This is a genomic window from Rhodococcus sp. C3V (genome assembly GCF_029269915.1).
GTDB lineage: Bacteria > Actinomycetota > Actinomycetes > Mycobacteriales > Mycobacteriaceae > Rhodococcus_F > Rhodococcus_F qingshengii.
In genome coordinates this window covers 37919-62253 of sequence record NZ_JARJBE010000007.1, presented here as the reverse complement: position 1 = coordinate 62253, position 24335 = coordinate 37919, and the positions used below count along the sequence as shown (strand labels likewise).

The window sequence follows — 24335 nt, the reverse complement described above, 5'->3', positions numbered from 1 at the left end:
TGTGAAGTAACTTTACAATGAAGGTATATTTGAGGCGGTAAGTTGTCAACGTGCGCGCTGGGCTCGACCGGCCGCCGTCTGGCACAGGAAAGGTGGGATCACCGAGGTGGAGGCACCGCGCGACATCTCCGTGGAGCGGGAGCGGCTGATGGACGAATTCCGCGCGTACGGTGGCACGTTCACCGAATTCAGCCATCGATTCGCGTCGTGGCTCGGCCTGCATTCCACCGACGCGACTGCCTTGATGGAAATCACCGCTGCCGAGGAGAAGGGGACGCCGCTCTCACCCGCCCGCCTCGGAGAGCGGATCTCGCTGACGTCGGGTGCAACCACCGCGTTGCTCAACCGCCTGGAGAAGGCGGGACATATCGTCCGGACCCGAGAGAATGCCGACCGGCGAGTGGTCACGCTGCACAGCAGTGCGCATGTGCAGGACCTGGCGGACGAGTTCTTCGGGCCCCTTGCCGTGCGACTCGACGCCATGATGGCGAAGTACCCGCCCGAACTGCTCAGTCGATTCGAGGAATTTCTCGTCGACCTTCACTCGACGATGAACGAACACCTCGAGCAGGACAACCGCTGAACAAAAAACGCCGCTCGACTCCGGAGAGTCGGGCGGCGTTCTTTGTGCCGGTGACGGCTACTTGCCGAGCTTGGCTTGCAGGTCGTCGAGAACCAGGCCGGCACCTGTCGGGCCGAGGCCCAGGAACCAGGTCTCGTCGCTCACCTCGGTGGCGCGTCCTTCCTTGACTGCGTCCATGCTGGCCCACAGCGGTCCGGCAACAACCGTGGTCTGGCCCGTGTCGGCGGGATTTCCGTAGCTGGAGTAGAAGATTCGGTCACCCTCCGCCTCGGTGATCGTTTCCGGGCTGACCTCGACGGCCAGTTCGTCGATGTCCTGGATCGCCGGGCGGGGCAGGCCGACGTCCTTCAAGATGACGCCGATGAACGACAGATTGCCGTACAGGCGCAGCTTCCCGGACATGAAACGAACCAGTGAAACGGTCGGGGAGCCGTCGATCGACTCACGTACCTTATCGGCGTGCTCTTGGTAGTCGTTGAGAACCTGCTCAGCCTTGGTCTCCTCGCCGAGTGCGTCACCGGCAAGGAGGAAGTTCTCCTTCCACGGAAAGCCGGGGCGGATGCTGAAGACCGTCGGAGCGATTGCCGCGAGTTGCGGGTAAAGCTTGTCCTGGCGCAGCTTGCTGCCGAGGATCAGATCGGGCTGCAGTGCGGTGATCGCCTCGAGGTTGAGGTTGTTGGTCGTGCCGACATCGGGGACACCGACCAACTTGTCCGCCAGGTACGACGGCTGACCGGCGGCGCTTTCCGGGCTGGCGATGCCGACCGGGGTGATCCCGAGCGAGAGAACCTCGTCGAGTTCACCGCTGTCGAGGACGACGACGCGGGTCGGCTTGGCCTCGAGGGTGGTCTCGCCCAGGGCATGGGTGATGGTGCGAGGGAACTCGCCTGGCGCGGCATCGCTGCCGAGCTTCGCGGTTTCCGTGTCGGCGGTGCTGAACAGCTTGCCGCCGGTCGCGACATCGGTGTTGCCGTTCGCGTTGCCGCCGGCGTCGGAAGAGCCGCAGGCCGTAGCGAAAAAAACAGTCGCCAAGGCAACCATGGCGACCCGGACCGACGTGCGGCTCCGGAGAGTGGTGCGTGAGTGCATTAGGCTACCCTACCTTTCGGCTATCGGGCTTGGTCAGGGAGGTATCCGCACCGTTGACGCCAGGTGAGCGGCGCGTCAGGTCTCGCTCAGCGGGACCGCTACGCAATTCGGACTACAGGGTGCGACCAACGTGTTAGCTTCGCGAAAGACCTGTACTGGTAAGCGAAGACGCGTGTAGTGAGGATTTCGATGACCCTGAACATTGCCGATCTGTTCGAGGCCGTTGCCGATGCGATCCCCGATCGAGTTCCCTTGATTCTGGAAGACGTGCGATTGAGCTACGCCGAACTCGAACTGCGATCGAACCGACTCGCTCATCACCTGCAGTCGGTGGGCGTCGAGCCTGGGCAGCACGTCGGTATTCACATGCGTAACTGCGTCGAGTACGTCGAAGCGCTCCTGGCTTGCTTGAAGATCAGAGCGGTACCGATCAACGTCAACTTCCGCTATACCGATGCAGAACTCCTGTACATCTACACCAACTCTCAAATGGTGGCACTGCTGGTCGAAGAGGAATTCGCGCCGACGGCATTGGCCGTGGTTCCGCAGTGTCCGGAGATCACCCACGTGTTGATCGTCGGCGAAGACTACGAGAACGCCCTTGCCGCGCAGACTGATACCCGCGACTTCGGCCCTCGCAGCAACGACGACCATTTCATCATCTACACCGGCGGCACAACCGGAATGCCCAAGGGTGTGGTGTGGCGGCACGAGGACTTCTTCTTTGCCGCCCTGTCCGGAGCGAACCTCAGCGGGCCGCCGCGTCGTAGCCTCGAAGAGGTTGTGGATGCAGCTGTAGCGAACACCAATCCAACTGTGCTGCTACTCATCCCGCCGCTCATGCATGGAGCCGCAATCTATTCACTGCTCACGGCATTCCTCATGGGAGCGCCCCGAGTGCTGACCCGCAGCTTCGATCCGATGGAAGTGTTGCGACTGGTCGAGGCCGAGAAGATCACCGGAATCACCGTCGTCGGCGACGCAATTGCTCGGCCGATCGCCGACGCCATCACCGCAAGCGAAGGGCGCTACGACCTTTCGACTCTCCAACTGATCGGGTCGGGTGGCGCGTTGTTCTCCCCGAACCTGAAAGCAGAACTGACAACCCGACTACCGGGGTTGGTGATCAAGGATGCATTCGGTGCTTCGGAATCCGGCAACGACGGCGTCGTCGAATTCGGTGAGGACGGTTCCAAGCGAATTCGATCCAACCCCAACATGATTCTTGTCGACGACGAATTCCGTCGCATCGAACCAGGCTCGGACACAGTCGGTTTCATCGCCCGGGCCGGCCATGTTCCCGTTGCCTACTTCGGCGACCCGGCCAAGACTGCTGCAACTTTTCCCGTCGTCGACGGGGTTCGTCTGGCGGTGCTCGGGGACATGGGCACGATGGAAGCCGACGGAACCATCGTGCTGCTCGGGCGCGGTTCGATGTGCATCAACTCCGGCGGCGAGAAGGTCTACCCCGAAGAAGTGGAGCAGGCACTCAAAACTCACCCGGCAGTTTTCGACGCTTTGGTGGCGGGTGCGCCCGACACTCGATTCGGTGAGAAGGTCGCCGCGGTGGTGCAGGTTCGACCGGGATTCGAAGATGTTGCGACGGAATCATTGTCGGAGCATTGCCGCACCCACGTCGCCGGGTACAAGATCCCCCGCTCGATCGTGCTCGTACCAACCATCCTCCGCTCGCCCAGCGGTAAGGCCGACTACCGTTGGGCTCGCGAAACCGTAGCGGGAGCGTAAATCACCTTCCGGCACTTCGGACGACGCACCACTCGTTTCCCTCGGGATCCAGCAGCACCTGAAAGGTGCCGGCCGGGTCCTCCTGGACAGTGCCGACCCGAGTTGCGCCGAGGCGCTCGGCAGCTTCGGTCGCAGCGACGACGTCATCCACACTGACGTCGATGTGTAGACGATTCTTCGTCAGCTTGGATTCCGGTACACGTTGGAAGGCGAGGCGAGTCCATCCTGGAGGGTCGACAAACGCCCACTCCGCGCTCCGCTCCACCGGCTGCCCACCGAGGATTCCGGCCCAGAAGATCGCCAACTGGGCTGGTGCGGAGCAATCCACAACTACTTCATCGACCTGCCCGATCACCGGTTCACAGCTCCGCTGAATTCGGCTGTCACAGCTGCACTCAATTCGGCTGTCACACCTGCGCTGAATTCGGCTGTCACAGCTGCACTCAATTCGGCTGTCACAGCCAGGGCTCGATCGGCTTCTTCACCCACATGATCTTCTCGTCGGGATGCTCACGCCGAGCTTCGGGACGGTCTGGGTTGGCTGCTGCCCACACGGCTTTCTCGTCGAGCAGTCCGGCCGCGATCGTCCAGGTCTCCCGCGTGCTCGGCGGATTGGCGCCCGCCGCCCGCGCAAGCTTGCGCAGCCGATCGTCGGGCATGTCGAGCAACTCTGCACTACTGATATCGCGATCCCAGGCGAACTTGGCAAGACCGACAGCTTTCTCACGTCGGCTACGGCTCGCCATGTCGTTGTGCGCGAAGTCTGGTTCGGATGCCACGGCTTCACCTTATCGTCAACGAAATCGAGGCCCTCCCGCGTAAGCGGAAGGGCCTCGATTTCTGTTCTTCACTGTCGGGGTGGCGGGATTTGAACCCACGACCTCTTCGTCCCGAACGAAGCGCGCTACCAAGCTGCGCCACACCCCGTGTCGAACCTCGGTTAGCTTACATTACCGAGTCGACTGACATTAAATCCGCAGGTCAGTTGCGTAGAACCGACGCTGGAGACTCTGCGGAACTGTGTGCGGAGACATGCTCCGGTTCGCGCCTGGTCGCCGGAACCAAAGTCAGCAGAGTTGCCTCGGGGCGGCAGCAGAAGCGTGCCGGAGCCCACGGCGAAGTGCCGATGCCCGCTGAGACGTGCAGCTGGGTGTGCGCGCCCCACTTCGACGGTCCCTTGACCCGGGATCGGTCGATCTGGCAGTTGGTGACCAGCGCGCCGTAGAACGGAAGGCACAGCTGACCACCGTGCGTGTGGCCGGCGAGCACCAGGTCGTAGCCGTCGTCGGCGAACCGGTCGAGAACTCGAGGTTCGGGTGAGTGCGTCAGGCCGAGCTTGAGCTGGGCGACGGGATTCGGTGTTCCGGCGACGGTGTCGTAGCGATCGCGCTTCAGGTGCGGATCGTCGACGCCGGCGGCAGCAATGCGAATACCGGCCACTTCGAGTTCGCGGCGCACGTGGGTCATGTCGAGCCATCCACGTTCGGTGAACGCGGCCCTCAGATCGCCCCAGGGGAGGGGATCGCCGGTGATGCGCTTGTCCTTGTTGAAGATGTAGCTCAGTGGATTCTTCGGTTTCGGAGCGAAGTAGTCGTTGCTGCCGAAGACGAACAGACCCGGCCGAGCCAACAGATCGCCGAGCGCCTGGACCACTGCCGGGACGCTGCGCTGATGCGACAAGTTGTCGCCGGTGTTGATTACGAGGTCGGGGTCGAGGCCTTCGAGCTCACGCAACCAATTCTGTTTCAACCGTTGGTTCGGCATCATGTGCAGGTCGCTGAGATGGAGGACCCGCAGCGACGACGAACCGGGCGCCAGGACTGGCATCGTCACCTCACGCAGTGCAAATGCATTGCGTTCGATGCCGGATGCGTACCCGATCCCTAGTGCAGCGGCGCCCGCGGCACCAAGTGCGGTGCGGGTCAGATTGGTGCGGAACTGGGAAGACACCTCTCAAGGATACGGGTGTGGCGTTCTTCTGCGTCGCTCTCGCCGCCTTTTACAGCTATTCCACAGAGAATTGTGTCCGGGCGGAGGTAACTATCGGCACGCTCGAAACGCCGAGCGCGTAGCGTTTCCACCATGTCCGACACGACACCATCGCTCAAAGCCACCCTCCGAACCGACATGGTTGCATCCATGAAGGCGAAGGATCCGCTACGTACAGCCACCCTTCGGATGCTCATGGCAGCCATCCAGACCGAAGAGGTTGCCGGTAAGGAAGCACGGGTCCTCACCGACGAAGAAATCATCAAAGTCCTTGCAAAGGAATCGAAGAAGCGCGGCGAATCGGCCGAGATCTACACCGAGAACGGCCGCGGTGAACTTGCCGCGAAAGAGCGCGCCGAAGCTCAGATCATCGACGAGTACCTGCCGACGCCGTTGACCGACGCCGAACTCGTCGACGTCGTCGACACCGCCCTCGCTCAGGTGTCCGAGGAGCTTGGTGAGCGTCCGGGTATGCGTCAGATGGGCCAGGTCATCAAGGCCGCCAGCGCGCTGGCCAAGGGCAAGGCCGATGGCGCACGTATCTCTGCAGCAGTGAAGTCCCGCCTGTAGAAGCGCGCCACCGGAAACCGAAAACGGCCGCGAGCTCCGAGTCACTCGGAGATCGCGGCCGTTCTTGTTTTCAGAGCCGTCAGTTTTCAGGGCCGTCAGTTCGGTGGGGTCCCCGCAGGCGGTGCGGGTTCGCCTCCCGGCGGAGTCGCATCCGGGGGAGTCGCGCCCGGTGCCGGAGCTGCTGGAGCTGCCGGGGATGCGGGTGCTGCCGGAGCCCTTACGGACCCGTCACTGATGTAGATCGTGACGGTCGAACCCGGGATCGCGGACCCGGACGGCGAAACTCCGGTGACCGTTCCCGCCCGTGCTCCGGATGCCGTGGTCACGGAATTGACCGTGAAGCCGGACGCCTGCAACCTCGACGTCGCCGCCGACTGGCTCAGGCCGACAACCTCGGGAACCTGGCCGTTCTGTGATCCCCGTGCGTACTTCTCGTCGATCGGGGGCAGCGAGGTGGGCCCGAAGTTGTTGGCGACCGGGTTCATTGCCGCGAACCAGGATCTCGCCGGTTCGGTACCGCCGTACAGGTTGCCGCTGTAGCAGGGACGTAGCGGGCTCGAGCAGATCTCGCCGGGTGTCGGGGAGTCGCCGAAGATGTAGACGGCCGCAGCGAGGTTGTTGGTGAAACCGAGGAACGCCGAGGACTTGTGGGTCTCGGTGGTACCCGTCTTGCCCGACATCGGCAGGCTCCATCCGGCGCTGCTCGCGGCACCGGCAGACGTACCGGCGCCGACGTCGTCACGGCTCATAGCGTTGGCGAGTGTGTCTGCCAAGCCGGGCTCGACGACCTGCTCACAGCCCTGCTCGGTGACGGCCACCGGCTTGCCGTAGCGGTCGAAGACCGAATCGATGGGACTCGGCGGGCACCACTTGCCGTGCGAGGCGAGAGTGGCCGCGACGTTGGAGAGTTCGAGCGGGTTGATCCAGGTGGGGCCGAGGGTGAACGAACCGAGGTTTTGTTCCTTCTGGAAGTCGGCCATGCTGCGCTCGTCGAAGCCCGAGGTGTTGGGATCGGCGTACGAGCGCATGCCGAGACGGACAGCCATGTCGACGGTCGGCGTGACGCCGGTCGCCTCGATGAGCTTGACGAAAGCGGTGTTTGGGGACTGTGCCAGGGCGTCGGTCACGGACAGCGTCGGCGGATAGTTGCCGGCGTTCTCCACGCAGTACGTCGAGACCGGGCAGCCTGCCGCACCACCGCTACCCATGCCCTTGGCTTCGAAGCGCTTGGGCACGTCGAGGGTCGCGTTGATGCCGAGGCCCTTCTCCATCGCCGCAGCGGTCGTGAAGATCTTGAAGACGGAACCCGCACCGTCACCGGCAAGGGAGTACGGCTGCGCCTGGACGGTTTCGTCGGCGTCGGCATTGAGTCCGTACGTGCGACTGCTGGCCATCGCGATGACCTTGTGTGAATCCTGGCCCGGCCTGATCACGTTCATCACGTTCGCGATGCCGTCGAGGTTGGCGCTCGCGTTCGCGTTCAGTCCGGCCTTGGTGGACGCCTGGACCTGCGGATCGAGAGTGGTCTTGATGAGGTAACCACCCTCGTTGATCTGGTCGCGGGTGATTCCGGCATCCGAGAGGTACTTCAGTGCGTAATCACAGAAGAATCCGCGATCGCCTGCAGCGATGCAGCCGCGCGGCAAGTTGTTGGGGGTTTCGAGGACGCCGAGGGGCTCTTCCTTGGCTGCACGGAACTCGTCGGCACGATCCGGAATGTTCGTGATCATGGTGTCGAGCACGGTGTTACGACGCTCGGTCACGCCCTCGACGTTCGTGTACGGGTTCAGCGCGGAGCTGGACTGAACCATGCCGGCCAGCATCGCGGACTGCGGAACGGTCAGATCTGCGGCGTCGACGCCGAAGTAGGTCTGAGCCGCGTCCTGAATGCCGAAGGATCCGTTGCCGAAAGGTACGAGGTTGAGGTACCGGGTGAGGATCTCGTCTTTCGTGAGTTCCTTGTCCAGCGTCAGCGCCATCCGGATCTCGCGGATCTTTCGGGCCGGGGTGGTCTCGATGGCAGCGCGGCGCTCGGCATCCGTCTTGGCCACGACCAACAGTTGGTAGTTCTTCACATACTGCTGATCGAGTGTCGACGCGCCCTGCTGCACTTCACCGGTCGTCGTGTTGGTGAGGAAGGCGCGCAGCGTTCCCTGCCAGTCGACGCCCTTGTGGTCGGGGAACCGGCGGTCCTCGATGGAGACGATCGCCAACTTCATGTTGTTGGAGATCTTCTCGCTCGGGACTTCGAAGCGTCGTTGGTCGTACAGCCAGGCAATGGGATTGCCTGCCGCATCGACCATGGTGGACACCGCGGGGACCGTGCCTTCGACCAGTTCGGCCGAGACGTTGTCGACGGTATCGGCAGCGCGATTGGACGCGAATCCGAATCCGCCGGCCACCGGGAACATCACCCCTGCGACCAGGACACCCGCCAATGCGGAGCTTCCGGCGAGCTTCGCCACTGTTTTTGCAATCGACACGATCTACAGAGTACGTGTGCCCACCCATTGGAACCGGTTTCAGTGTTTTGCGGGTGTTCAAAACCTCCTGAACACGCGCTTTGTACTGCCGTACCAAAAAATGCTCCCGACCGTCTTGCGTTAGGGGCGTTCTTTACCTAAATTGTGATCAGTGTGATCGACGTAACACTCGATCACGAATGTGTCTCAGCTTTCACGTGCTACCGCGAGACGGCTGAGATGGTGCGCTGCTCGCCTCATGGCGACGGTCAGACTTTGTAGAGGGGACCCAGAATGTACACAGCCACCCCGAGTAGCCGTTTGGACATCGAGCAGGCCGAGGCACGAATTGCCTGGGTAACTCAGGCGCGATGCCGCGAGGTCGATCCCGACCAACTTTTTGTTCGTGGCGCCGCACAGCGCAAGGCAGCCACCATCTGCCGTCACTGCCCGGTCCTCATGCAGTGCGGAGCAGATGCTCTCGACAACCGTGTCGAGTTCGGTGTGTGGGGCGGAATGACCGAACGTCAGCGCCGTGCACTGCTCAAGCAGCACCCCGACGTCGACTCCTGGTCCGAGTTCTTCGAAGACCAGCGCCAGCATCACTCAGCAGTCTGATCCAGGTCGATCGGGGGATCAGCCCTTACGAGTGAGCTGATCTCCCACCGCGCGCAGCGCCTCGAGGTCCGAGACCTCGAACGGTAGCGACGGAACACCGATCAGCGGCACCCTCGGGTGAGCTGCGGTGAATCGACTCAGCAAGGCGATTTCTCGCTTCGCGATCACTGCCCGATGGGCATGGATGCGGAGAACGGCTGCGGTGAGGGCTTCGGCCTCGGTCGCATTTTCCTTCGCTTCCAGTTTGTCGGCGGCGGTCACCGCATGATCGGCAGGCAGAGCCGTCAACGTCGGGTGAGTGCGGTTGAGAACCAGACCGGCCAACGGCATCGAGTCACCCGCAAGGCGATCGACGAAGAACGCCGCCTCACGGAGAGCGTCGGGCTCGGCCGCTGCGATCACCAGGAAATGAGTCCCCGGCTGACGCAGCAACTCGTAGGTCTTCGTGGCGCGTTCACGGAAACCGCCGAACATCGAGTCGAGCGACTGCACGAATGCCGATGCATCCGAAAGCATTTGGCTTCCCACGATGGTCGAGACACCCTTCAGGGCCAATCCCATCGCGCCGGCCACGAGCCTGGTCAGGCCACGGCCGGGTGCCGAGAGCAGCCGGATCATCCGTCCGTCGAGGAATGTTCCGAGCCTCTGTGGAGCGTCGAGGAAGTCGAGCGCATTGCGCGACGGCGGGGTATCGACGATCACCAGATCCCACGCGTCGTTCGACGCCAGCTGCCCCAACTTCTCCATCGCCATGTACTCCTGCGTTCCGGAGAACGATGTGGCAACGGTTTGGTAAAAGGGATTCGCCAGGATCTGCTCGGCCTTCTCAGGGCTCGAATGCTCGATGACCATCTCGTCGAAAGTCCGACGCATGTTCAGCATCATCGCGTGGAGTTCGCCCGTGGCCTCGGGACCCAGCTTCACCGGCTGCGGAGTGTTGTCGAGTTCGGCCACACCCAAGGCCTGTGCGAGGCGACGGGCCGGATCGATGGTGAGGACGACTACGCGTCGGCCCTCTTCGGCTGCCCGCAACGCCAGCGACGCAGCCGTCGTGGTCTTGCCGACGCCACCTGCGCCGCAACACACCACGATCCGGGCCGTCGGGTCCTTGATGATCGCCGAAATATCGAGGGCAGGAGCTGCGCGTCGGCCGGTCCTGGAACTGCCGACCGTCACGTTCTCGGTGGTCTCGGTCATCACACGCCCTGTTCCGTGAGGTATTCGGCCAGCTCGTAGAGCCCACCGAGATCGACGCCGTCGGCGAGTGCGGGAAGTTGCACCCGCGCGCCGTCGATCTCGCGGAGCTTCTCCGCACTGGATTCTTGAGCTTCGAGCACCGACGCGTGCTCGATCGTCTCGGTGAGCAGGCCGGCGAAGTCGTCGTCGGACAGATCGATGCCGACATCGGAGAGCGTCGACCGGATCGAAGCTGCATCGATGTTGCCGGCTGCAGCACCGGAGAGTTGGTCTTCGGGCAAGAACCTCGGGCTGGCGCGGTTGACGATGATGGCACCGAGGTTGAGGTCGTCACGCGCCAGTTCTGCGGCGGCGTCGGCGGTTTCCTGAACGGGCAGCGCTTCGAGAAGCGCAACAAGATGTACGACGGTCTCCGGCGAGTGCAGCAGCCGAACGACGCCTTCACTCTGCGAATGCACCGGGCCGCCCTTGGCGAGGTCGGCCATCGCCTTGGTGACGTCGAGGAAGCTGCCGATCCGCCCGGTCGGGGGAGCATCGACGACAACGGCGTCGTACACGCGTTTGCCGGTTCGATCGGTGCGGATGACGCACTCCTTGATCTTGCCGGTGAGCAGAACGTCGCGAAGGCCTGGAGCGATTGTGGTGGCGAATTCGATGGCGCCGAACTTACGCATCGCCCGGCCGGCGAAGCCGAGGTTGTAGAACATTTCGAGGTATTCGAGGAACGCGGTCTCGATGTCGACGGCCAGAGCCATCACTTCACCGCCACCTTCGGCGGCCGCGACCTTGGTCTCCTGCGGTGGAAGCGGTGGTACGTCGAAGAGCTGCGCGATTCCCTGGCGGCCCTCGACCTCCACGAGGAGAACGCGCTTGCCGCCTTCGGCCAACGCGAGCGCCAACGCGGCGGCAACCGTGGACTTACCGGTTCCGCCTTTACCTGACACAAAGTGCAGGCGGGCCTTCGTCGCAGACTCGGGCCAGGTCCTGCTCAGCTCATCTTGGGATGCAACCACACCGCGAGCCTATAAGTCTGGGGCCGAAGATGTACGCGGGATAGGCTCACCGCATGAGCGAAATAACTTCCTGGGAATACACCGTGACTCCGTTGCTGGTCCACAATCCGAAGGCAATTCTCGACAACTGGGGTGTCGACGGCTGGGAACTCGTCGCCGTCCTGCCGAGCGCGTCGGGCGAGCAGCACGTCGCGTACATGAAGCGTCCGAAGGGCTGAATCACATGGCAGAGGCAACACAGACCTGGTCGGAGCGTCTCGCCGAACTGGGCATTGCACTTCCCGCCGTCGCGGCACCCGTCGCTGCTTACGTTCCCGCGGTTCGCAGCGGCAACCACGTGTACACGTCGGGTCAGCTCCCGTTCGTCGACGGAAAACTGGCGCTGACCGGCAAGCTCGGCGCGGGCGTGTCGGATGAGGACGCCAAGGCCGCGGCTCGCACCTGCGCGCTCAACGCTCTCGCTGCCATCGACGCCCTGGTCGGCATCGACAACGTCGTTCGTGTCGTCAAGGTTGTCGGCTTCGTGGCATCCGCCGAAGGATTCACCGGTCAGCCCGGCGTGATCAACGGCGCATCCGAGTTCCTCGGTGAGGTGCTCGGCGACGCCGGTATCCACGCCCGTTCGGCAGTCGGCGTGGCAGAACTTCCCCTCGGCTCTCCGGTCGAGGTGGAACTGATCGTCGAAGTTCGCTGATGTCGACTGTCCATCCCGCCTACGCGCAGCTTCGCCGCGTCACCGACATCGCTTCGGTTTTGCTCGAGAACAACCCGGGCATGATGACGCTGGACGGTACGAACACTTGGATTCTGCATGCTCCGGGCAGCGTCGAGTGTGTTGTCGTCGATCCAGGCGACAACGACGAGGAACACCTGCAACGTGTCGCTGGTATCGGTCCGGTAGCGCTGACCTTGATCACGCACCGGCACTACGACCACACCGGCGGGGTGGACCGTTTCCACGAATTGACTTCGGCTCCAGTGCGTTCCGTCGACCCTACTTTTCTTCGCGGGGGCGCTTCGGCGCTTGTCGACGGTGAAGTGATCGAGGTAGCGGGCCTGAAGTTGCGGATCCTCGCGACGCCGGGTCATACCGCGGATTCGGTGTCGATAGTCATCGAGAACGATGCGAGCGTGCTGACGGGCGACACCATTCTCGGCCGCGGCACGGCAGTTCTCGACGACTCCGACGGCGATCTGGGGGACTACCTCACCTCGCTGCGATCGCTGGCCGCACTCGGCGAAGGACTGACGGTTCTTCCCGGGCACGGTCCGGACCTGCCCGATCTGCAGGCGATTTCGCAGCAGTACCTCGCCCACCGCGAGGAGCGTCTGGATCAGGTGCGGGCCGCTCTGTCGACGTTGGGGGAGTCGGCCTCGGTGCGCGACGTAGTCGAACACGTCTACTCAGACGTGGACCCGAAGTTGTGGCCGGTCGCGGAGAAATCCGTCAACGTGCAGTTGGCGTATCTGCGACGCTGAGGCGCTCGGCGCCGACATGCAGAGCTGAGTTGTGTGGCCGAACTGCCGCCATCTATGCCGATCGAGGTATAGCTGGCGGCAGTTTTTGCATTTGTTTGATATGGGTCACGGGCCAATAGTTAGTCCATGACCTCACAATGCGACGGATGGATCCGCAATTACGTGGACGGCTCCTATGTCGAACCCGACGAGTCGTCGAGCTTCGATCAGGTCGACCCAGCAACGGGCCGTGTTCTCGCCCGGGTCCACGAGGCCGACAAGGCCCTGGTCGATCGGGCCGTGACCTCTGCCAGACGTGCTCTGGACAACGGTTGGGCCGATACGCCGGTTCGAGAGCGGACGGCTCTGCTGCGACGCGCCGCCGACCGGATCGAGGAGCGATTCGAAGAGTTCGTCGCCGCAGAGATGGCGGACACAGGCAAGCCGATCACGCAGGCACGCGAACTCGACGTCGCGCGCGCCCTGACGAACTTCCGCACCTTCGCCGACATCGTCGCCGCGGCGGGACAGGAATCGTTTGTCACGGATCTCGCGGGCGGCAAGCAGGCGCTGAACTACGCGATCCGCAAGCCGCTCGGCGTCGTCGCCGTGATCGTTCCGTGGAACCTGCCGCTGCTTCTCCTGACCTGGAAGGTTGCGCCCGCGCTCGCGTGCGGAAACTCCGTGGTGGTCAAACCTTCCGAGGAGACCCCGGCGACTGCGTCGTTGCTGGCCGAGGTGCTCGAAGAGGTCGGCCTGCCTGCCGGCGTCTACAACGTCGTCCATGGATTCGGTGCGAACTCGGCCGGCGAGTTCCTCACCACGCACCCCGGTATCGACGGGGTCACCTTCACCGGATCTTCGGCAACGGGTTCGCATGTCATGAAAACCGTTGCGCCGCGAGTCCGTCCGGTCTCGTTCGAGCTCGGCGGCAAGAACGCCGCGATCGTCTTCGACGACGTCGACATCGACGAAGCCCTGACGGGCCTGACCAAATCGGTGTTCACCAATACCGGCCAGGTCTGCCTGTGCACCGAGCGGGTGTACGTGCACCGCAGCATTTTCGACGACATCGCCGGTGGACTCGTCGAGCGGGCAGCAGGACTGCGTCTGGGCGACCCGACGCTCGATGCAACGACGACCGGACCGCTCATTTCGCAGGCACACCGGAAGAAGGTACTCGACTACTTCGAGATCGCCGAGCAGGAAGGCGCGAAAGTGCTGACCGGCGGCGGTATTCCGGACCTCGGACAGGAACTGTCGGGCGGATCCTGGATCGAACCCACCCTGTGGACAGGCTTGACCAACAAGGATCGCGCCGTGCGCGAGGAGATCTTCGGACCCGTCGCAGCACTCATTCCGTTCGAGACCGAAGCCGAAGCGATCGCCCTCGCAAACGACACCGAGTACGGCCTTGCTGCCTCCGTGTGGACCAACGACCTGCGCCGCGGGCACCGCGTCGCGCAGAAGATGAACGTCGGAATCTCCTGGGTCAACACGTGGTTCACCCGCGAACTGCGATCTCCCTTCGGCGGCATGGGCCTGTCCGGCATCGGACGTGAGGGCGGCGAGTCCTCGCTGCACTTCTACACCGAACCGACGAATGTATGTGTGCAACTGTGAACATCGAAACCGCAAAAGTTTTCCAGAAATGAGCGAGGCGTGATGACAGCCCCCGAAGACACCGTATCCGCGCTCGCGCGTCGCCTCGACGACGCTGCGCAGACTCGCACCGACACCCCGAGCCTCGCCGACGAACACACCATCGACATCGACGAGGCCTACCGGATCCAGAACGAACTCCTCGAACGGCGGACCAGCCGTGGCGAATCGATTGTGGGTATCAAGCTCGGTTTCACAAGCCAAGCGAAGATGGCGCAGATGGGTGTCTCCGAAGTGATCGTCGGTCAGTTGACCGACGCGATGTGCGTGAGCAACGGCGGCGAAGTCGACCTGAGGACGTTCATTCATCCCAAGATCGAACCCGAAGTGGCATACCGCCTGTCGAAGGACGTCGATCTCGACGATCCGAACGTCGACATCGAAACCTGCGTCGACGCGCTGGCTCCCGCAATGGAGATCATCGACTCGCGCTATCGCGACTTCCGCTTCACCTACACCGACGTCGTCGCTGACAACACCAGCGCTGCCGGATACGTGATCGGGCGGTGGCTGCCGCTACAGAACGTCGAAGACCGTTCCGTACGTATGGAAGTCGGCGGTGAGACGGTAGTCGGTTCCACGTCGGCCATTCTCGGCGATCCGGCGCGCGCTTTGCATGCACTGCTCGACATCGCCCGCCGACGCCGAATTCCGTTGCGCGCCGGTCAGGTAATTCTGGCCGGTGCCGCCACAGCAGCTGTGCGACTCGACGAGGGCGTCGCACAGTGCACGATCGACGGACTCGGAACCGTCACGGTGAAAGGTGTGAAGCGATGAGTGGGGCGCAGGTCATCGAGAAGCTGGCGAAGCCGCGCGGAAAGTTCCCCCACGTCAAGGTGGTCGGCGATTTCGTCTATGTCTCCGGGACCAGTTCGCGTCGACCCGACAACACGTTTGTCGGCGTCGAGGTCGATGAGATGGGGACGACGGCGCTCGACATTCGGGCGCAGACGCGTGCCGTCATCGAGAACATCGCGGCGATTCTCGCCGAAGTGGGTGGAGAACTGAGTGATCTGGTTCAGGTCACCTCCTACCTGGTGTCGATGAACGACTTCGGCGGATACAACGAGGTGTACGCCGAACTGTTCGACGAAAACGGTCCGACGAGAACGACTGTGGCTGTTCACCAGCTGCCCCACCCTCACCTGCTCATCGAAATTTCCGGCGTGGCGTACGTGCCCGCCTCCCGACGCTCGGCGTCCGAAGATACGGAGAATGCATCATGACCACGATTCCTCCCGTCATCGACTTCAAGAAGTGGATCGACGACAACCGCCACCTCCTGCAGCCGCCCGTCAACAATCAGACGATGGCGCTCGGAGACGATTTCATCGTGCAGGTCGTCGGCGGCCCCAACCAGCGGACCGACTACCACCTCGATCCGTACGAGGAGTGGTTCTACCAGCTCGAAGGCGACATCCACGTCAATGTCATGACCGAAGACGGTCCTCAGCGCGTCGACATTCGCGAGGGTGAAACTTGGTTGCTGCCAGGAGACATTCCGCATTCGCCGCAGCGTCCCACCGCGGGCTCGATCGGCCTGGTCATCGAACGCGTCCGCAAGGAAGGCACGCTCGAGAAGTTCCAGTGGTACTGCCTCGAATGTGATCACAAGATTCACGAGGTCGAACTTCAGGTGCGCGACATCGTGGCCGACCTTCCGCCGGTGTTCGTCAAGTTCTACGAGAGCGAAGAAGCCCGCACGTGTGACAAGTGCGGCACGCTCCATCCCGGCAAGGGCTGAGCTATGAGCAACCTGATCGACATCCACACCCACTACGTGCCCAACGGGTGGCCGGATCTGACCGAAGACGCGGGGCCGCAAGCGCCGTGGCTGAAGGTCGAGTCGGAAACCGAAGCAATGATCATGATGGGCACCAAGGAGTTCCGTCGCATCCAGTCCGATGCCTGGGACGCCGAGGTGCGGCTTCGGGACATGGATGCCGACGGCGTGCAGAAGCAGGTCGTCTCACCTACTCCGGCGTTCTTCAACTACGGCCGGAGCGGTGAGCAGGCAAGTCGCATTGCACGGATCTTCAACGACCTCGCACTCGAGATCGTGGAGCCGGCGAAGGATCGGTTGATTCCGTTCTGCCAGGTGCCTCTGCAAGACACCGACGCAGCGTGCCGTGAGTTGGAGCGGTGCATCGCGAACGGGCACCGCGGTGTCGAGATCGGCAATCATGTCGGCGATCTGGACCTCGACAGCGAGGGGGTGGTGACGTTCCTGCAGCACTGCGCGTCGCTGGACGTGCCGGTATTCGTGCACCCGTGGGACATGGCCAACTCTCCGCGCCTCGATCGCTGGATGGCGCAGTGGCTCACTGCGATGCCGGCCGAAACGCACCTGTCGATACTCGCACTGATTCTCGGTGGGGTGTTCGACAAGATCGACGATCGTCTCAAGATCGGATTTGCGCACGGTGGTGGATCTTTCGCGTTCTGGTTGGGCCGGATGGAAAACGCCTGGCACGGCCGCAACGACATCATCGGTACGTCGCAGTTCCCGCCTTCGCACTACCTGGGAAGGTTCTACGTGGATTCCGTCGTCTTCGACGAGCGTGCGCTGCGACTGTTGGTGGACACGGTGGGGGTGGACCGTGTGATGGTGGGTAGTGATTACCCGTACCCCTTGGGGGAGCGTCCGGTCGGTGAGGTGGTTCGCAAGAGTGAGTTCTTGGACGATACTGCGCGCCAACTGATTTCGCGGGGGAATGCCGAACGTTTCCTGGGTCTCGTCTGAGGCCCCGGCTATACCTTTTCCGGTATGGCGGACGGTGAATTCGGCATTTGTGAGTCATGTCTCGAGCGAGCACAATTCCAAACACAACGATCGACGACGCTCGTGATACCGACAATCCCGAAGACGGGGTCGGTGACTACAGACTTCATCGTCCGCCTGCCCCATCCAATCGATAGGTTCCGCGATGTCAGACAAGATATCCAACAGCACTACGAGCGACGGAAAGCCGTTGCCGGAGAAAGCGGCCCGTAGCCGAGTTGCCATGGCAACCCTGGCCGGCACAACTCTCGAATGGTACGACTTCTTCCTCTACGGCACAGCCGCCGCGTTGATCTTCAACAAACAATTCTTCCCGAGCCTGAGCCCCACGGCCGGCACGCTGGCTGCCTTCAGCACCTTCGCCGTCGGGTTCATTGCACGGCCGGTGGGTGGACTCGTGTTCGGGCACTTCGGTGACCGGATCGGGCGCAAGGCCACGCTCGTGGTCTCATTGGTGATGATGGGCGTCGGGTCCACACTCATCGGCCTCATCCCGAACTACGACTCCATCGGTTTCTGGGCGCCCGTCCTCCTGGTGGCAATGCGCGTCGTTCAGGGCATCGGTCTGGGCGGTGAAGGCGCCGGCGCGACACTCATGTCGATGGAGCACGCGCCGGCGGGGCAGAAGAATCTCTATGCAGGTTTCCCGCAGATGGGCACACCCGCCGGACTGGTTCTCGCCAACGGCATCTTCCTGACGACCAACGCCGTGATGTCGGACTCGGCATTCGCTTCGTGGGGTTGGCGAATCCCGTTCCTGCTCAGCTTCGTTCTGGTGGCGATCGGTCTGGTGATTCGCCTGCGCGTCACCGAGTCGCCGTCTTTCGCCGGGATCATGGAGAAGGGCGAAATAGTCCGCTTCCCGCTGCGTGAGTCGCTCAAGGTCGGCTTCCCCCGTTTGTCTCTCACGCTTGCCGCGTGCTTGGCGAACTCCGCCGTGGCGTACGCCTTCATGGTGTTCACCCTGTCGTACGGAACTCAACATCTGGGCTACGACAAGCAATTCCTGGTGCTCAGCGTGACCGCGGCAGCAGTCCTGTGGTTCCTTTCCATCCCGTTCTGGACAAAGATCGCCGACAAGTACGGGCGTCGGCACATGTTCATCGGCGGATCAGCTGCAATCCTGTTGTGGTGCATCGTGTTCTTCCCGCTCCTCAACACCGAGAACAAAATGGTCGCCGTCATCGCGTTCCTGGGCATGGGCCTGATCGTTCCGGTCACACATTGTGTCCAGGGCAGCATCATCGCCGATACCTTCCCGGCCAAGGTCCGCTATTCCGGCTCGTCTCTGATCCTCCAGAGCGGCGCGATTCTCGGCGGTGGACTGGCACCGATGATCGCCACGGCTCTGCTCGACGCCACCGGATCTTCGGTCGGTGTGACCTGGTATCTCGCCGGGGTGTGCACGATCAGCCTGGTCGGTGCCATCGCACTGTTCAAGATTGTCCCCGATTCGTCGCGGGGCTTGGAGCACGAGGAGATTCGCGTCTCCGAAAACGCCTGAGTCCTGGTCGATCCGACATCGGCCCGTTCCCTCCAGAGGGAACGGGCCGATCGGCGTTTCACGGTCGCATGAGCTCAGTTGCAAAGGACTCCAGCGTCGCGATCAGGGCCTGCGCGGACGGACTCGACGTGCGAGTCGCCGACGAGGTGATGCCGACGCTGTGCCCGATCGGATCGAGTGTGATGGACAGGGTGGTCAAGCGCGCGTCGTCGCGGGGGATGAGGCTCGGTAGTACCGCGATCATGTCGGTCTCGACCAGTAGCTGACGCACGGTGAGGAAAGAGGTTGCCTCGACCCGATTTTCGGGCAACGGCAAGCCGTTCCGGGCGAAGAACTCCTCGAGTTCGCGTCGGAGCACTGTCTCGACCCCGGGAAGGATCCAGGGGAAGCCGCGTAGTTCTTCGAGTTGGACGTCCTCGCGGTGAGCGAGCGGGTGATCTACGCGGGTGACGAGTTCGACGGATTCGGCGTAGAGGTTCCGTCTTGTCGCGGTGTCATCGGTAGGTGAGGTGAGCCGGCCGACGATCAGGTCGATTCGGCCCGCTTCCAGATCGGTGAGCAACTGCTCTGGCGTACCTTCGCGCACGACGACGGTGAGCAACGGGTGGTGAACCTTCAGGCGCGCGATAGCGCCGGGAAGCAGCACGTTGGATCCGGCGAGATGTGTTCCCACGATGACGGTTCCGCGATTGGCGTCGGCAAGTTCGACGACGTGTCGCCCGGCTTCGGTCAGCTGCGCGATCACGGCCCGTGCATGAGTTGTGAAGGCCTCGCCGAAAATGGTCGGGGTGATGCCGCGTGGGCCGCGGTCGAAGAGCGAGACGCCGAGAATGGACTCGATGTCGTGCAGACTGCGGGTCGCGACGGGTTGCGTGATGTGAAGTGCGGCAGCGGCGCCGACCACACTGCCCTGACGGCTCAATGCGTCGACGAGCAGGAGATGGCGGAGTTTGAGTCGCCCGTCGAGGAGCTTGGGCATGTCCATGGAGCAATCCTAGACGGGATTTCTCCGGGTGGGTAGGCGCCCGAAGTTGCTCAGGAGAAGGTGATTCCGATCGATTGGGACGAGGCGTACTTCTCCCAGGTTTCGCTGCTGTCCGGACTTCCCGTGTGCGCAAACGACGTCCAGTGCCGGCGTATCCGACGGCCCAGTGCGTCGATGCTCTGCCAGTCGCTGCTGCCCAGCATCGGTGAGCCCTGCCAGGACTGCTCGGTTCCCAACACGAAGGGTAATTCTATGCAGTGAGTTGCTCCGAAGACGTCGTCCGTCGGTGCCCAGTCGAAGCGGTACGTGTACACCGACGCGCCGGCCGCTGTGAAGGTCTCGGCCAGCTCCATTGCCGGTTCGGCAAACATGTTCTGTGTCAGTGCCTTTTCGGCGACGTGTTCGGGATCGGGTACTCCCGCTAGGTCGCGCACGAAAGCAGATCCCTCGTCTCGGGTGTATCCCACGATGACGTCAGGCGCTGTTTCGAAAGTTCGGATCACCGGTTCCAGTTCGGAGATCGGCGCGAAGGGCGGTTGCACGACATTGGGGGACCGCCGGCTGAACTCGACAGCCGTGCCGCGGAATGCGTCGAGAATGTGGGAGAGCGGCGCGGTCCGAGGATCTCCGTCGAGCAGTCGAGCAAACGTCTCCCCGTTCTCGATCGCGGCAGCCTGCGTGAAGTTGAGGTCCGGCCGTGGGGTGCTCTGCAGAATTGCTCGATGGAACAGGGTTCGAGAGTTGTTACTGCTCAACAGATTCACAATGGAATGGGCGCCGGCCGACTGCCCGAATACGGTGACCGAGTCTGGGTCGCCGCCGAATGCCTCGATGTTCTCGCGCACCCACTCGAGCGCCGCGATCTGATCGTGTACCCCGAGATTGCCTTCGCTGACGCCGTCGAGGAGGAGGTATCCGAGCACGCCGACGCGATAGTTGACCGACACCACGACGACGTCGCCCTCGGCTGACAAAGCGCCGCCGTCGTACCAGGGGAGTGAGCCGCCGCCACTGGAGTACCCGCCACCGTGAAGCCACACCATCACCGGGCGATGACCGGTCAGCGACGGGGTTGTGACGGTGACGGTGAAGCTGTCCTCGCTGTGCTCCGGTTCGGGGAGCGGTGGCCCCATGATGCGTTCGAGTCGTGAAGGTGGTTGGGGGAAGACCGTTCCAAGCGCTGTGGCGTCGAAGACGTCGGAGAACGGTTCCACCGGTCGAGGCTTCTCGAAGCGCGGTGCGCTGGCGTAGGGGATCGCACCGAAGTAGTAGGAACCGTCACGCTTTCGGCCGCGGACCTTCCCCGAAGGGGTGGATGCGATCACCGTCTCGAACGAGGGCATGGGTTCCTTTCTTCTTGTGCATGCTTTTTCGAGCATGCCAGGTGGATGCCGCGGCACAAATGCCTTTGTGGTCGTGCGGTATGCGTTACGGCGTGAGTGCCTGTACCAGTCGATCTTCGAGTCGCGTCGTCACTCGGCTGTATACGGAACCGTCGTCCAGTGCCCGGGACATGACGATCGCCCCTTGGATCCCGGCCACGGCTTCTTCGGCGAGTCCGATGGAATCTTCGGCACCGACGAGTGCCGCCTCGAGAGCCGCTGTCCATTCGTCGAAGTATGTTCGGACCCTGGCGCCGAAGCGGTTTCGCTCTTCACCGAGTGCAAATGCGCCGAACAGGCAAATGCGTTGCCCTGACCGAAAGTAGTCGCCCGCGGTAGCGAACATGCTCTGGATGCGCTGCCTCGGTGGAACCGATTCTGCTCGAAGAGGTTCGAAGACTTCGGCGCGAAACCATCTGTCGACCTCGTCGAGCACCGCCTCGGCCATCTCTTCCTTCCCGCGCGGAAAGAAGTTGTAGAGACTGCCTTTGCCCAAACCGGTGTGTTCGCTGATCACGGCCAGGCTTGCTCCGTCGAACCCGTAGGTTCGAAACACGTTCGCGAGAGCGGGAATCGTGTCCGAGCGTTCAGCTACCTGTCTGGCCATGGATTCATCCTTTCATCACAGACCCAACTCGCTCAGGCCCGGATGATCGTGCGGGCGTGGTCCGGTCGGATCCCAGAAGAACTTTCGCTCGGACTCCTCGATGGGAACGTCGTTGATGCTGGCATGACGGTGGTGCATGAGTCCGTCGGCGTCGAATTCCCAGTTCTCGTTGCCGTAGGAGCGGAACCACTGCCCGTCGTGATCGTGCCACTCGTACGCGAATCGCACTGCGATGCGGTCGTCGCTGTGTGCCCACAACTCTTTGATCAACCGGTAGTCCAGTTCGCGGGTCCACTTCTCGGTCAGAAGTTCGACGATCTCGGATCGGCCGGTGACGAACGTCGACCGATTACGCCACCAACTGTCCGGCGTGTAGGCCAGCGACACCTTGTGTGGATCGCGTGAGTTCCATCCGTCCTCGGCGAGGCGGACCTTCTGGACGGCAGCTTCGTGAGTGAAGGGCGGAATCGGTGCTCGGACGGTCATTGCGGGGCCTCTCGATCAGATGTGTACCTATCGGTACAGACTTTACCGATAGGTACAACAAGAGTCCAGTGAACGACTTCGGCCGCCCCCACCGAAGCGGGAGCGGCCGAAAGAGTCGAACAGGAAGAAACTAGCGCGCGCGACGAGCGAGACGCTCGGAATCCGAGATCAGGACGCTCTTGCCTTCGAGGCGAAGCCATCCGCGGTGTGCGAAATCGGCGAGCGCCTTGTTGACGGTCTCGCGGGAAGCGCCGACGAGCTGGGCGATCTCTTCCTGCGTGAGGTCGTGAGTGACGCGCAGGGCGCCACCTTCCTGAGTGCCGAAGCGCTGCGCGAGCTGCAGGAGCGCCTTGGCGACACGGCCGGGAACGTCCGTGAAGATCAGGTCGGCCAGGGTGTTGTTGGTACGACGCAGACGGCGGGCGAGAACGCGCAGAAGCTGCTCGGCGATCTCGGGGCGCTGCTGGATCCATGCCTTGAGAGCGTCGCGGTCCATGCTCACGGCGCGAACCTCGGTGACGGTCGTAGCCGTCGAGGTGCGGGGGCCGGGGTCGAAGATGGACAGTTCGCCGAACATGTCGGACGGGCCCATGATCGTCAGCAGGTTCTCGCGACCGTCGGGTGAGCGTCGACCGATCTTCACCTTGCCGGACACGATGATGTACAGGCGGTCACCGGGTTCACCTTCGTTGAAGATGACATGTCCACGGGGGAAGTCGACGGGCTGCAGCTGCTTTGTCAGCGCCGCTACCGCTGAGGGCTCGACTCCTTGGAAGATGCCGGCTCTTGCCAGGACGTCGTCCACGTGCGCTCCTTGTTGGGATTTGTTCGTTTGTGGTGTCATTTTTGCGCTATCTATCTTTGTACCCTCGCTGCGCACAAACCGTCGTACACAGGCTCAGCCCTCATGAGTGAGACACTGTGTCCAATGCAATCTGTGTTCAATGCAACAGGTACGGCATCGAAGTCTACGTCCCGTTAGCTCGCGACGAGTGATTGATGCCACGTAAGAGCCGAAAATTCTTCCGGAATCTGCTGCGGTGACTACTTTGTATGGCCGTCAACTTGCCCGTTGTGTCCGGATTTCGTCCAGGCTGGCGCTCTCGGGAGCCTCCGACTGACGGCCCTTACGCCTCCGGTGGAAGCGGGCGAACGCATGGGGAAACCCATCGCTTGCCAGGCGGGCGACGTCGTCGTGACTTGCCTGGTCGAGGAAGTCTTCTACTTCATGCTCTTGGACCGAGAGCCGACGCAATCGCCCTTCGACTCGTTCCATCGCCAGGGCAAAGAGCATAAGCAGTAGCGGAAAGAGAATTACTGCGAGTCCTTGCATAGGGGGAAGTAAACACGTCGAAGGTCTCAGAATCGACACGACGGAGTCTCCACTCATGTCGTATCCGTACAGTTGTCTGAGTGCAGACCACCCCGACAGGCAGTTCAGAGCAGCGGAAGAAACCGCGTTCGGGGGGTGCGCGGAAGGAAGAATCACACCTCGGATTGGTACGCCGGGCGCGTCGGATGAATCGTGAGCTCGCTGTGGCTTTCCCGCACGTGTACTGCGAACTCGACTTCACGACTCCGTTGGAACTGGCAGTGGCGACAATTCTGTCGGCGCAATGCACCGACGTCCGCGTCAACATGGTCACGCCGGCACTCTTCGCCCGTTATCCCGACGCAAAGGCATACGCGGAAGCCGATCGGACCGAACTCGAGGAGTACATCCGCTCCACCGGCTTCTACCGGAACAAGACGACGTCGCTGATCGGACTCGGTCAGGCGCTACTCGAACGCCACGACGGGCAGGTCCCGAACAAGCTCGAAGATCTGGTGAAACTCCCAGGCATCGGACGCAAGACCGCGAACGTCGTGCTGGGCAATGCCTTCGACATTCCGGGAATCACCGTCGACACCCACTTCGGTCGGCTCGTGCGTCGGTGGAAGTGGACCGAGGAAGAAGATGCCGTCAAGGTGGAACACGCCGTCGGGGCACTGATCGAACGTAAGGAATGGACTCTGCTCTCGCATCGCGTGATCTTTCACGGCCGACGGGTCTGCCACGCGCGCAAGCCCGCATGCGGTGTGTGTGTTCTGGCCAAGGACTGCCCGTCGTACGGTCTCGGCCCGACCGACAAAACCGAGGCCGCGGCCCTGGTGAAAGGCCCCGAGACCGATCATCTGCTCGCCCTGGCAGGGTTGTGATCG

Annotated in this window: 27 protein-coding genes and 1 tRNA gene; 14 read left to right on the top strand and 14 right to left on the bottom strand. The window is 62.6% G+C overall.

Features of this window, described 5'->3' with window-relative positions; all coding sequences use genetic code 11:
• The first annotated feature begins 106 nt into the window (after positions 1 to 106).
• Entirely contained in the window at positions 107 to 583 is a 477-nt protein-coding gene (locus tag P3G66_RS18845; protein ID WP_003943458.1) for a helix-turn-helix domain-containing protein, read from the top strand.
• 57 nt (positions 584 to 640) lie between these two features.
• Here P3G66_RS18845 and P3G66_RS18840 read toward each other — a convergent pair whose 3' ends face one another.
• A complete protein-coding gene (locus P3G66_RS18840; protein ID WP_042446652.1) occupies positions 641 to 1672 on the bottom strand; it encodes an iron-siderophore ABC transporter substrate-binding protein in 1032 nt (343 codons plus the stop codon).
• A gap of 189 nt (positions 1673 to 1861) precedes the next feature.
• Between P3G66_RS18840 and P3G66_RS18835 the strand changes: the two genes are divergently transcribed.
• Complete coding sequence (locus P3G66_RS18835) at positions 1862 to 3418, top strand: acyl-CoA synthetase (protein WP_007732369.1); 1557 nt, start codon at positions 1862 to 1864, stop codon at positions 3416 to 3418.
• Between the two features lies 1 nt (position 3419).
• On the opposite strand, the gene P3G66_RS18830 is transcribed toward P3G66_RS18835, so the two are convergent.
• The 4 genes from P3G66_RS18830 to P3G66_RS18815 form a co-directional block, all read right to left on the bottom strand.
• Positions 3420 to 3773 (bottom strand): VOC family protein, encoded by a 354-nt coding sequence (locus P3G66_RS18830; protein ID WP_058227115.1) that lies wholly within the window; start codon positions 3771 to 3773, stop codon positions 3420 to 3422.
• A gap of 100 nt (positions 3774 to 3873) precedes the next feature.
• A complete protein-coding gene (locus P3G66_RS18825) occupies positions 3874 to 4197 on the bottom strand; it encodes a hypothetical protein (RefSeq protein ID WP_003943496.1) in 324 nt (107 codons plus the stop codon).
• 74 nt (positions 4198 to 4271) lie between these two features.
• Positions 4272 to 4345 (bottom strand) — tRNA-Pro (locus P3G66_RS18820).
• Between the two features lie 54 nt (positions 4346 to 4399).
• Positions 4400 to 5368: a metallophosphoesterase gene (locus P3G66_RS18815; RefSeq protein WP_042446661.1), complete on the bottom strand. Its 969-nt coding sequence runs from the start codon at positions 5366 to 5368 to the stop codon at positions 4400 to 4402.
• Between the two features lie 132 nt (positions 5369 to 5500).
• On the opposite strand from P3G66_RS18815, the gene P3G66_RS18810 reads away from it, so the two are divergent.
• The gene (locus P3G66_RS18810; protein ID WP_003943491.1) at positions 5501 to 5977 is read left to right on the top strand and encodes a GatB/YqeY domain-containing protein; all 477 of its coding nucleotides are present in this window, start codon (positions 5501 to 5503) and stop codon (positions 5975 to 5977) included.
• Between the two features lie 95 nt (positions 5978 to 6072).
• On the opposite strand, the gene P3G66_RS18805 is transcribed toward P3G66_RS18810, so the two are convergent.
• A complete protein-coding gene (locus tag P3G66_RS18805) occupies positions 6073 to 8442 on the bottom strand; it encodes a transglycosylase domain-containing protein (RefSeq protein WP_003943525.1) in 2370 nt (789 codons plus the stop codon).
• 291 nt (positions 8443 to 8733) lie between these two features.
• Between P3G66_RS18805 and P3G66_RS18800 the strand changes: the two genes are divergently transcribed.
• Positions 8734 to 9057, top strand: a complete 324-nt coding sequence (locus P3G66_RS18800; RefSeq protein WP_007732375.1) for a WhiB family transcriptional regulator — start codon at positions 8734 to 8736, stop codon at positions 9055 to 9057.
• 18 nt (positions 9058 to 9075) lie between these two features.
• Here P3G66_RS18800 and P3G66_RS18795 read toward each other — a convergent pair whose 3' ends face one another.
• Both P3G66_RS18795 and P3G66_RS18790 read right to left on the bottom strand, forming a co-directional pair.
• Complete coding sequence (locus tag P3G66_RS18795; protein WP_007732380.1) at positions 9076 to 10254, bottom strand: ArsA family ATPase; 1179 nt, start codon at positions 10252 to 10254, stop codon at positions 9076 to 9078.
• Complete coding sequence (locus P3G66_RS18790) at positions 10254 to 11267, bottom strand: ArsA-related P-loop ATPase (protein ID WP_037130910.1); 1014 nt, start codon at positions 11265 to 11267, stop codon at positions 10254 to 10256. The genes P3G66_RS18795 and P3G66_RS18790 overlap by 1 nt, the downstream gene beginning before the upstream one ends.
• Positions 11268 to 11320: 53 nt before the next feature.
• Between P3G66_RS18790 and P3G66_RS18785 the strand changes: the two genes are divergently transcribed.
• The 9 genes from P3G66_RS18785 to P3G66_RS18745 all read left to right on the top strand — a co-directional run bounded on the left by P3G66_RS18785 (position 11321) and on the right by P3G66_RS18745 (position 18673).
• Complete coding sequence (locus P3G66_RS18785; RefSeq protein ID WP_003943454.1) at positions 11321 to 11485, top strand: hypothetical protein; 165 nt, start codon at positions 11321 to 11323, stop codon at positions 11483 to 11485.
• A 5-nt stretch (positions 11486 to 11490) separates the two neighbouring features.
• Complete coding sequence (locus tag P3G66_RS18780; RefSeq protein WP_003943508.1) at positions 11491 to 11961, top strand: RidA family protein; 471 nt, start codon at positions 11491 to 11493, stop codon at positions 11959 to 11961.
• The gene (locus P3G66_RS18775) at positions 11961 to 12746 is read left to right on the top strand and encodes an MBL fold metallo-hydrolase (RefSeq protein ID WP_007732381.1); all 786 of its coding nucleotides are present in this window, start codon (positions 11961 to 11963) and stop codon (positions 12744 to 12746) included. Before P3G66_RS18780 ends, P3G66_RS18775 begins: the two co-directional genes overlap by 1 nt.
• 126 nt (positions 12747 to 12872) lie before the next feature.
• Positions 12873 to 14348, top strand: coding sequence for a 2-hydroxymuconic semialdehyde dehydrogenase (locus P3G66_RS18770; RefSeq protein ID WP_042446666.1), 1476 nt, complete (start codon positions 12873 to 12875; stop codon positions 14346 to 14348).
• Between the two features lie 42 nt (positions 14349 to 14390).
• Positions 14391 to 15164 carry a fumarylacetoacetate hydrolase family protein gene (locus P3G66_RS18765; protein WP_221742612.1) on the top strand — a complete coding sequence of 258 codons (774 nt, stop codon included), beginning with the start codon at positions 14391 to 14393 and terminating at the stop codon, positions 15162 to 15164.
• Complete coding sequence (locus P3G66_RS18760) at positions 15161 to 15613, top strand: RidA family protein (RefSeq protein WP_003943520.1); 453 nt, start codon at positions 15161 to 15163, stop codon at positions 15611 to 15613. Before P3G66_RS18765 ends, P3G66_RS18760 begins: the two co-directional genes overlap by 4 nt.
• Positions 15610 to 16131 carry a 3-hydroxyanthranilate 3,4-dioxygenase gene (locus P3G66_RS18755; protein WP_003943511.1) on the top strand — a complete coding sequence of 174 codons (522 nt, stop codon included), beginning with the start codon at positions 15610 to 15612 and terminating at the stop codon, positions 16129 to 16131. The genes P3G66_RS18760 and P3G66_RS18755 overlap by 4 nt, the downstream gene beginning before the upstream one ends.
• Before the next feature lie 3 nt (positions 16132 to 16134).
• Positions 16135 to 17130, top strand: a complete 996-nt coding sequence (locus P3G66_RS18750) for an amidohydrolase family protein (protein ID WP_042446676.1) — start codon at positions 16135 to 16137, stop codon at positions 17128 to 17130.
• Between the two features lie 184 nt (positions 17131 to 17314).
• Positions 17315 to 18673, top strand: coding sequence for an MFS transporter (locus P3G66_RS18745; protein ID WP_003943460.1), 1359 nt, complete (start codon positions 17315 to 17317; stop codon positions 18671 to 18673).
• Positions 18674 to 18731: 58 nt separating this feature from the next.
• Here the strand turns inward: P3G66_RS18745 and P3G66_RS18740 are convergent, their stop codons facing one another.
• The 6 genes from P3G66_RS18740 to P3G66_RS18715 form a co-directional block, all read right to left on the bottom strand.
• Positions 18732 to 19658 carry a LysR substrate-binding domain-containing protein gene (locus P3G66_RS18740; protein WP_003943516.1) on the bottom strand — a complete coding sequence of 309 codons (927 nt, stop codon included), beginning with the start codon at positions 19656 to 19658 and terminating at the stop codon, positions 18732 to 18734.
• Between the two features lie 50 nt (positions 19659 to 19708).
• Positions 19709 to 21001 carry a carboxylesterase family protein gene (locus P3G66_RS18735; RefSeq protein ID WP_058227135.1) on the bottom strand — a complete coding sequence of 431 codons (1293 nt, stop codon included), beginning with the start codon at positions 20999 to 21001 and terminating at the stop codon, positions 19709 to 19711.
• Positions 21002 to 21086: 85 nt separating this feature from the next.
• Positions 21087 to 21647 (bottom strand): TetR/AcrR family transcriptional regulator, encoded by a 561-nt coding sequence (locus P3G66_RS18730; RefSeq protein ID WP_276116988.1) that lies wholly within the window; start codon positions 21645 to 21647, stop codon positions 21087 to 21089.
• A 15-nt stretch (positions 21648 to 21662) separates the two neighbouring features.
• Positions 21663 to 22133 carry a nuclear transport factor 2 family protein gene (locus tag P3G66_RS18725; protein ID WP_054827457.1) on the bottom strand — a complete coding sequence of 157 codons (471 nt, stop codon included), beginning with the start codon at positions 22131 to 22133 and terminating at the stop codon, positions 21663 to 21665.
• Positions 22134 to 22263: 130 nt separating this feature from the next.
• Positions 22264 to 22938, bottom strand: a complete 675-nt coding sequence (locus tag P3G66_RS18720) for a Crp/Fnr family transcriptional regulator (protein WP_003943506.1) — start codon at positions 22936 to 22938, stop codon at positions 22264 to 22266.
• 255 nt (positions 22939 to 23193) lie between these two features.
• On the bottom strand, positions 23194 to 23466 hold the full coding sequence (locus tag P3G66_RS18715) for a hypothetical protein (protein WP_064112040.1): 273 nt from the start codon (positions 23464 to 23466) through the stop codon (positions 23194 to 23196).
• A gap of 80 nt (positions 23467 to 23546) precedes the next feature.
• On the opposite strand from P3G66_RS18715, the gene nth reads away from it, so the two are divergent.
• Positions 23547 to 24332, top strand: a complete 786-nt coding sequence (gene nth / locus P3G66_RS18710) for an endonuclease III (RefSeq protein WP_003943471.1) — start codon at positions 23547 to 23549, stop codon at positions 24330 to 24332.
• Positions 24333 to 24335: the final 3 nt, after the last annotated feature.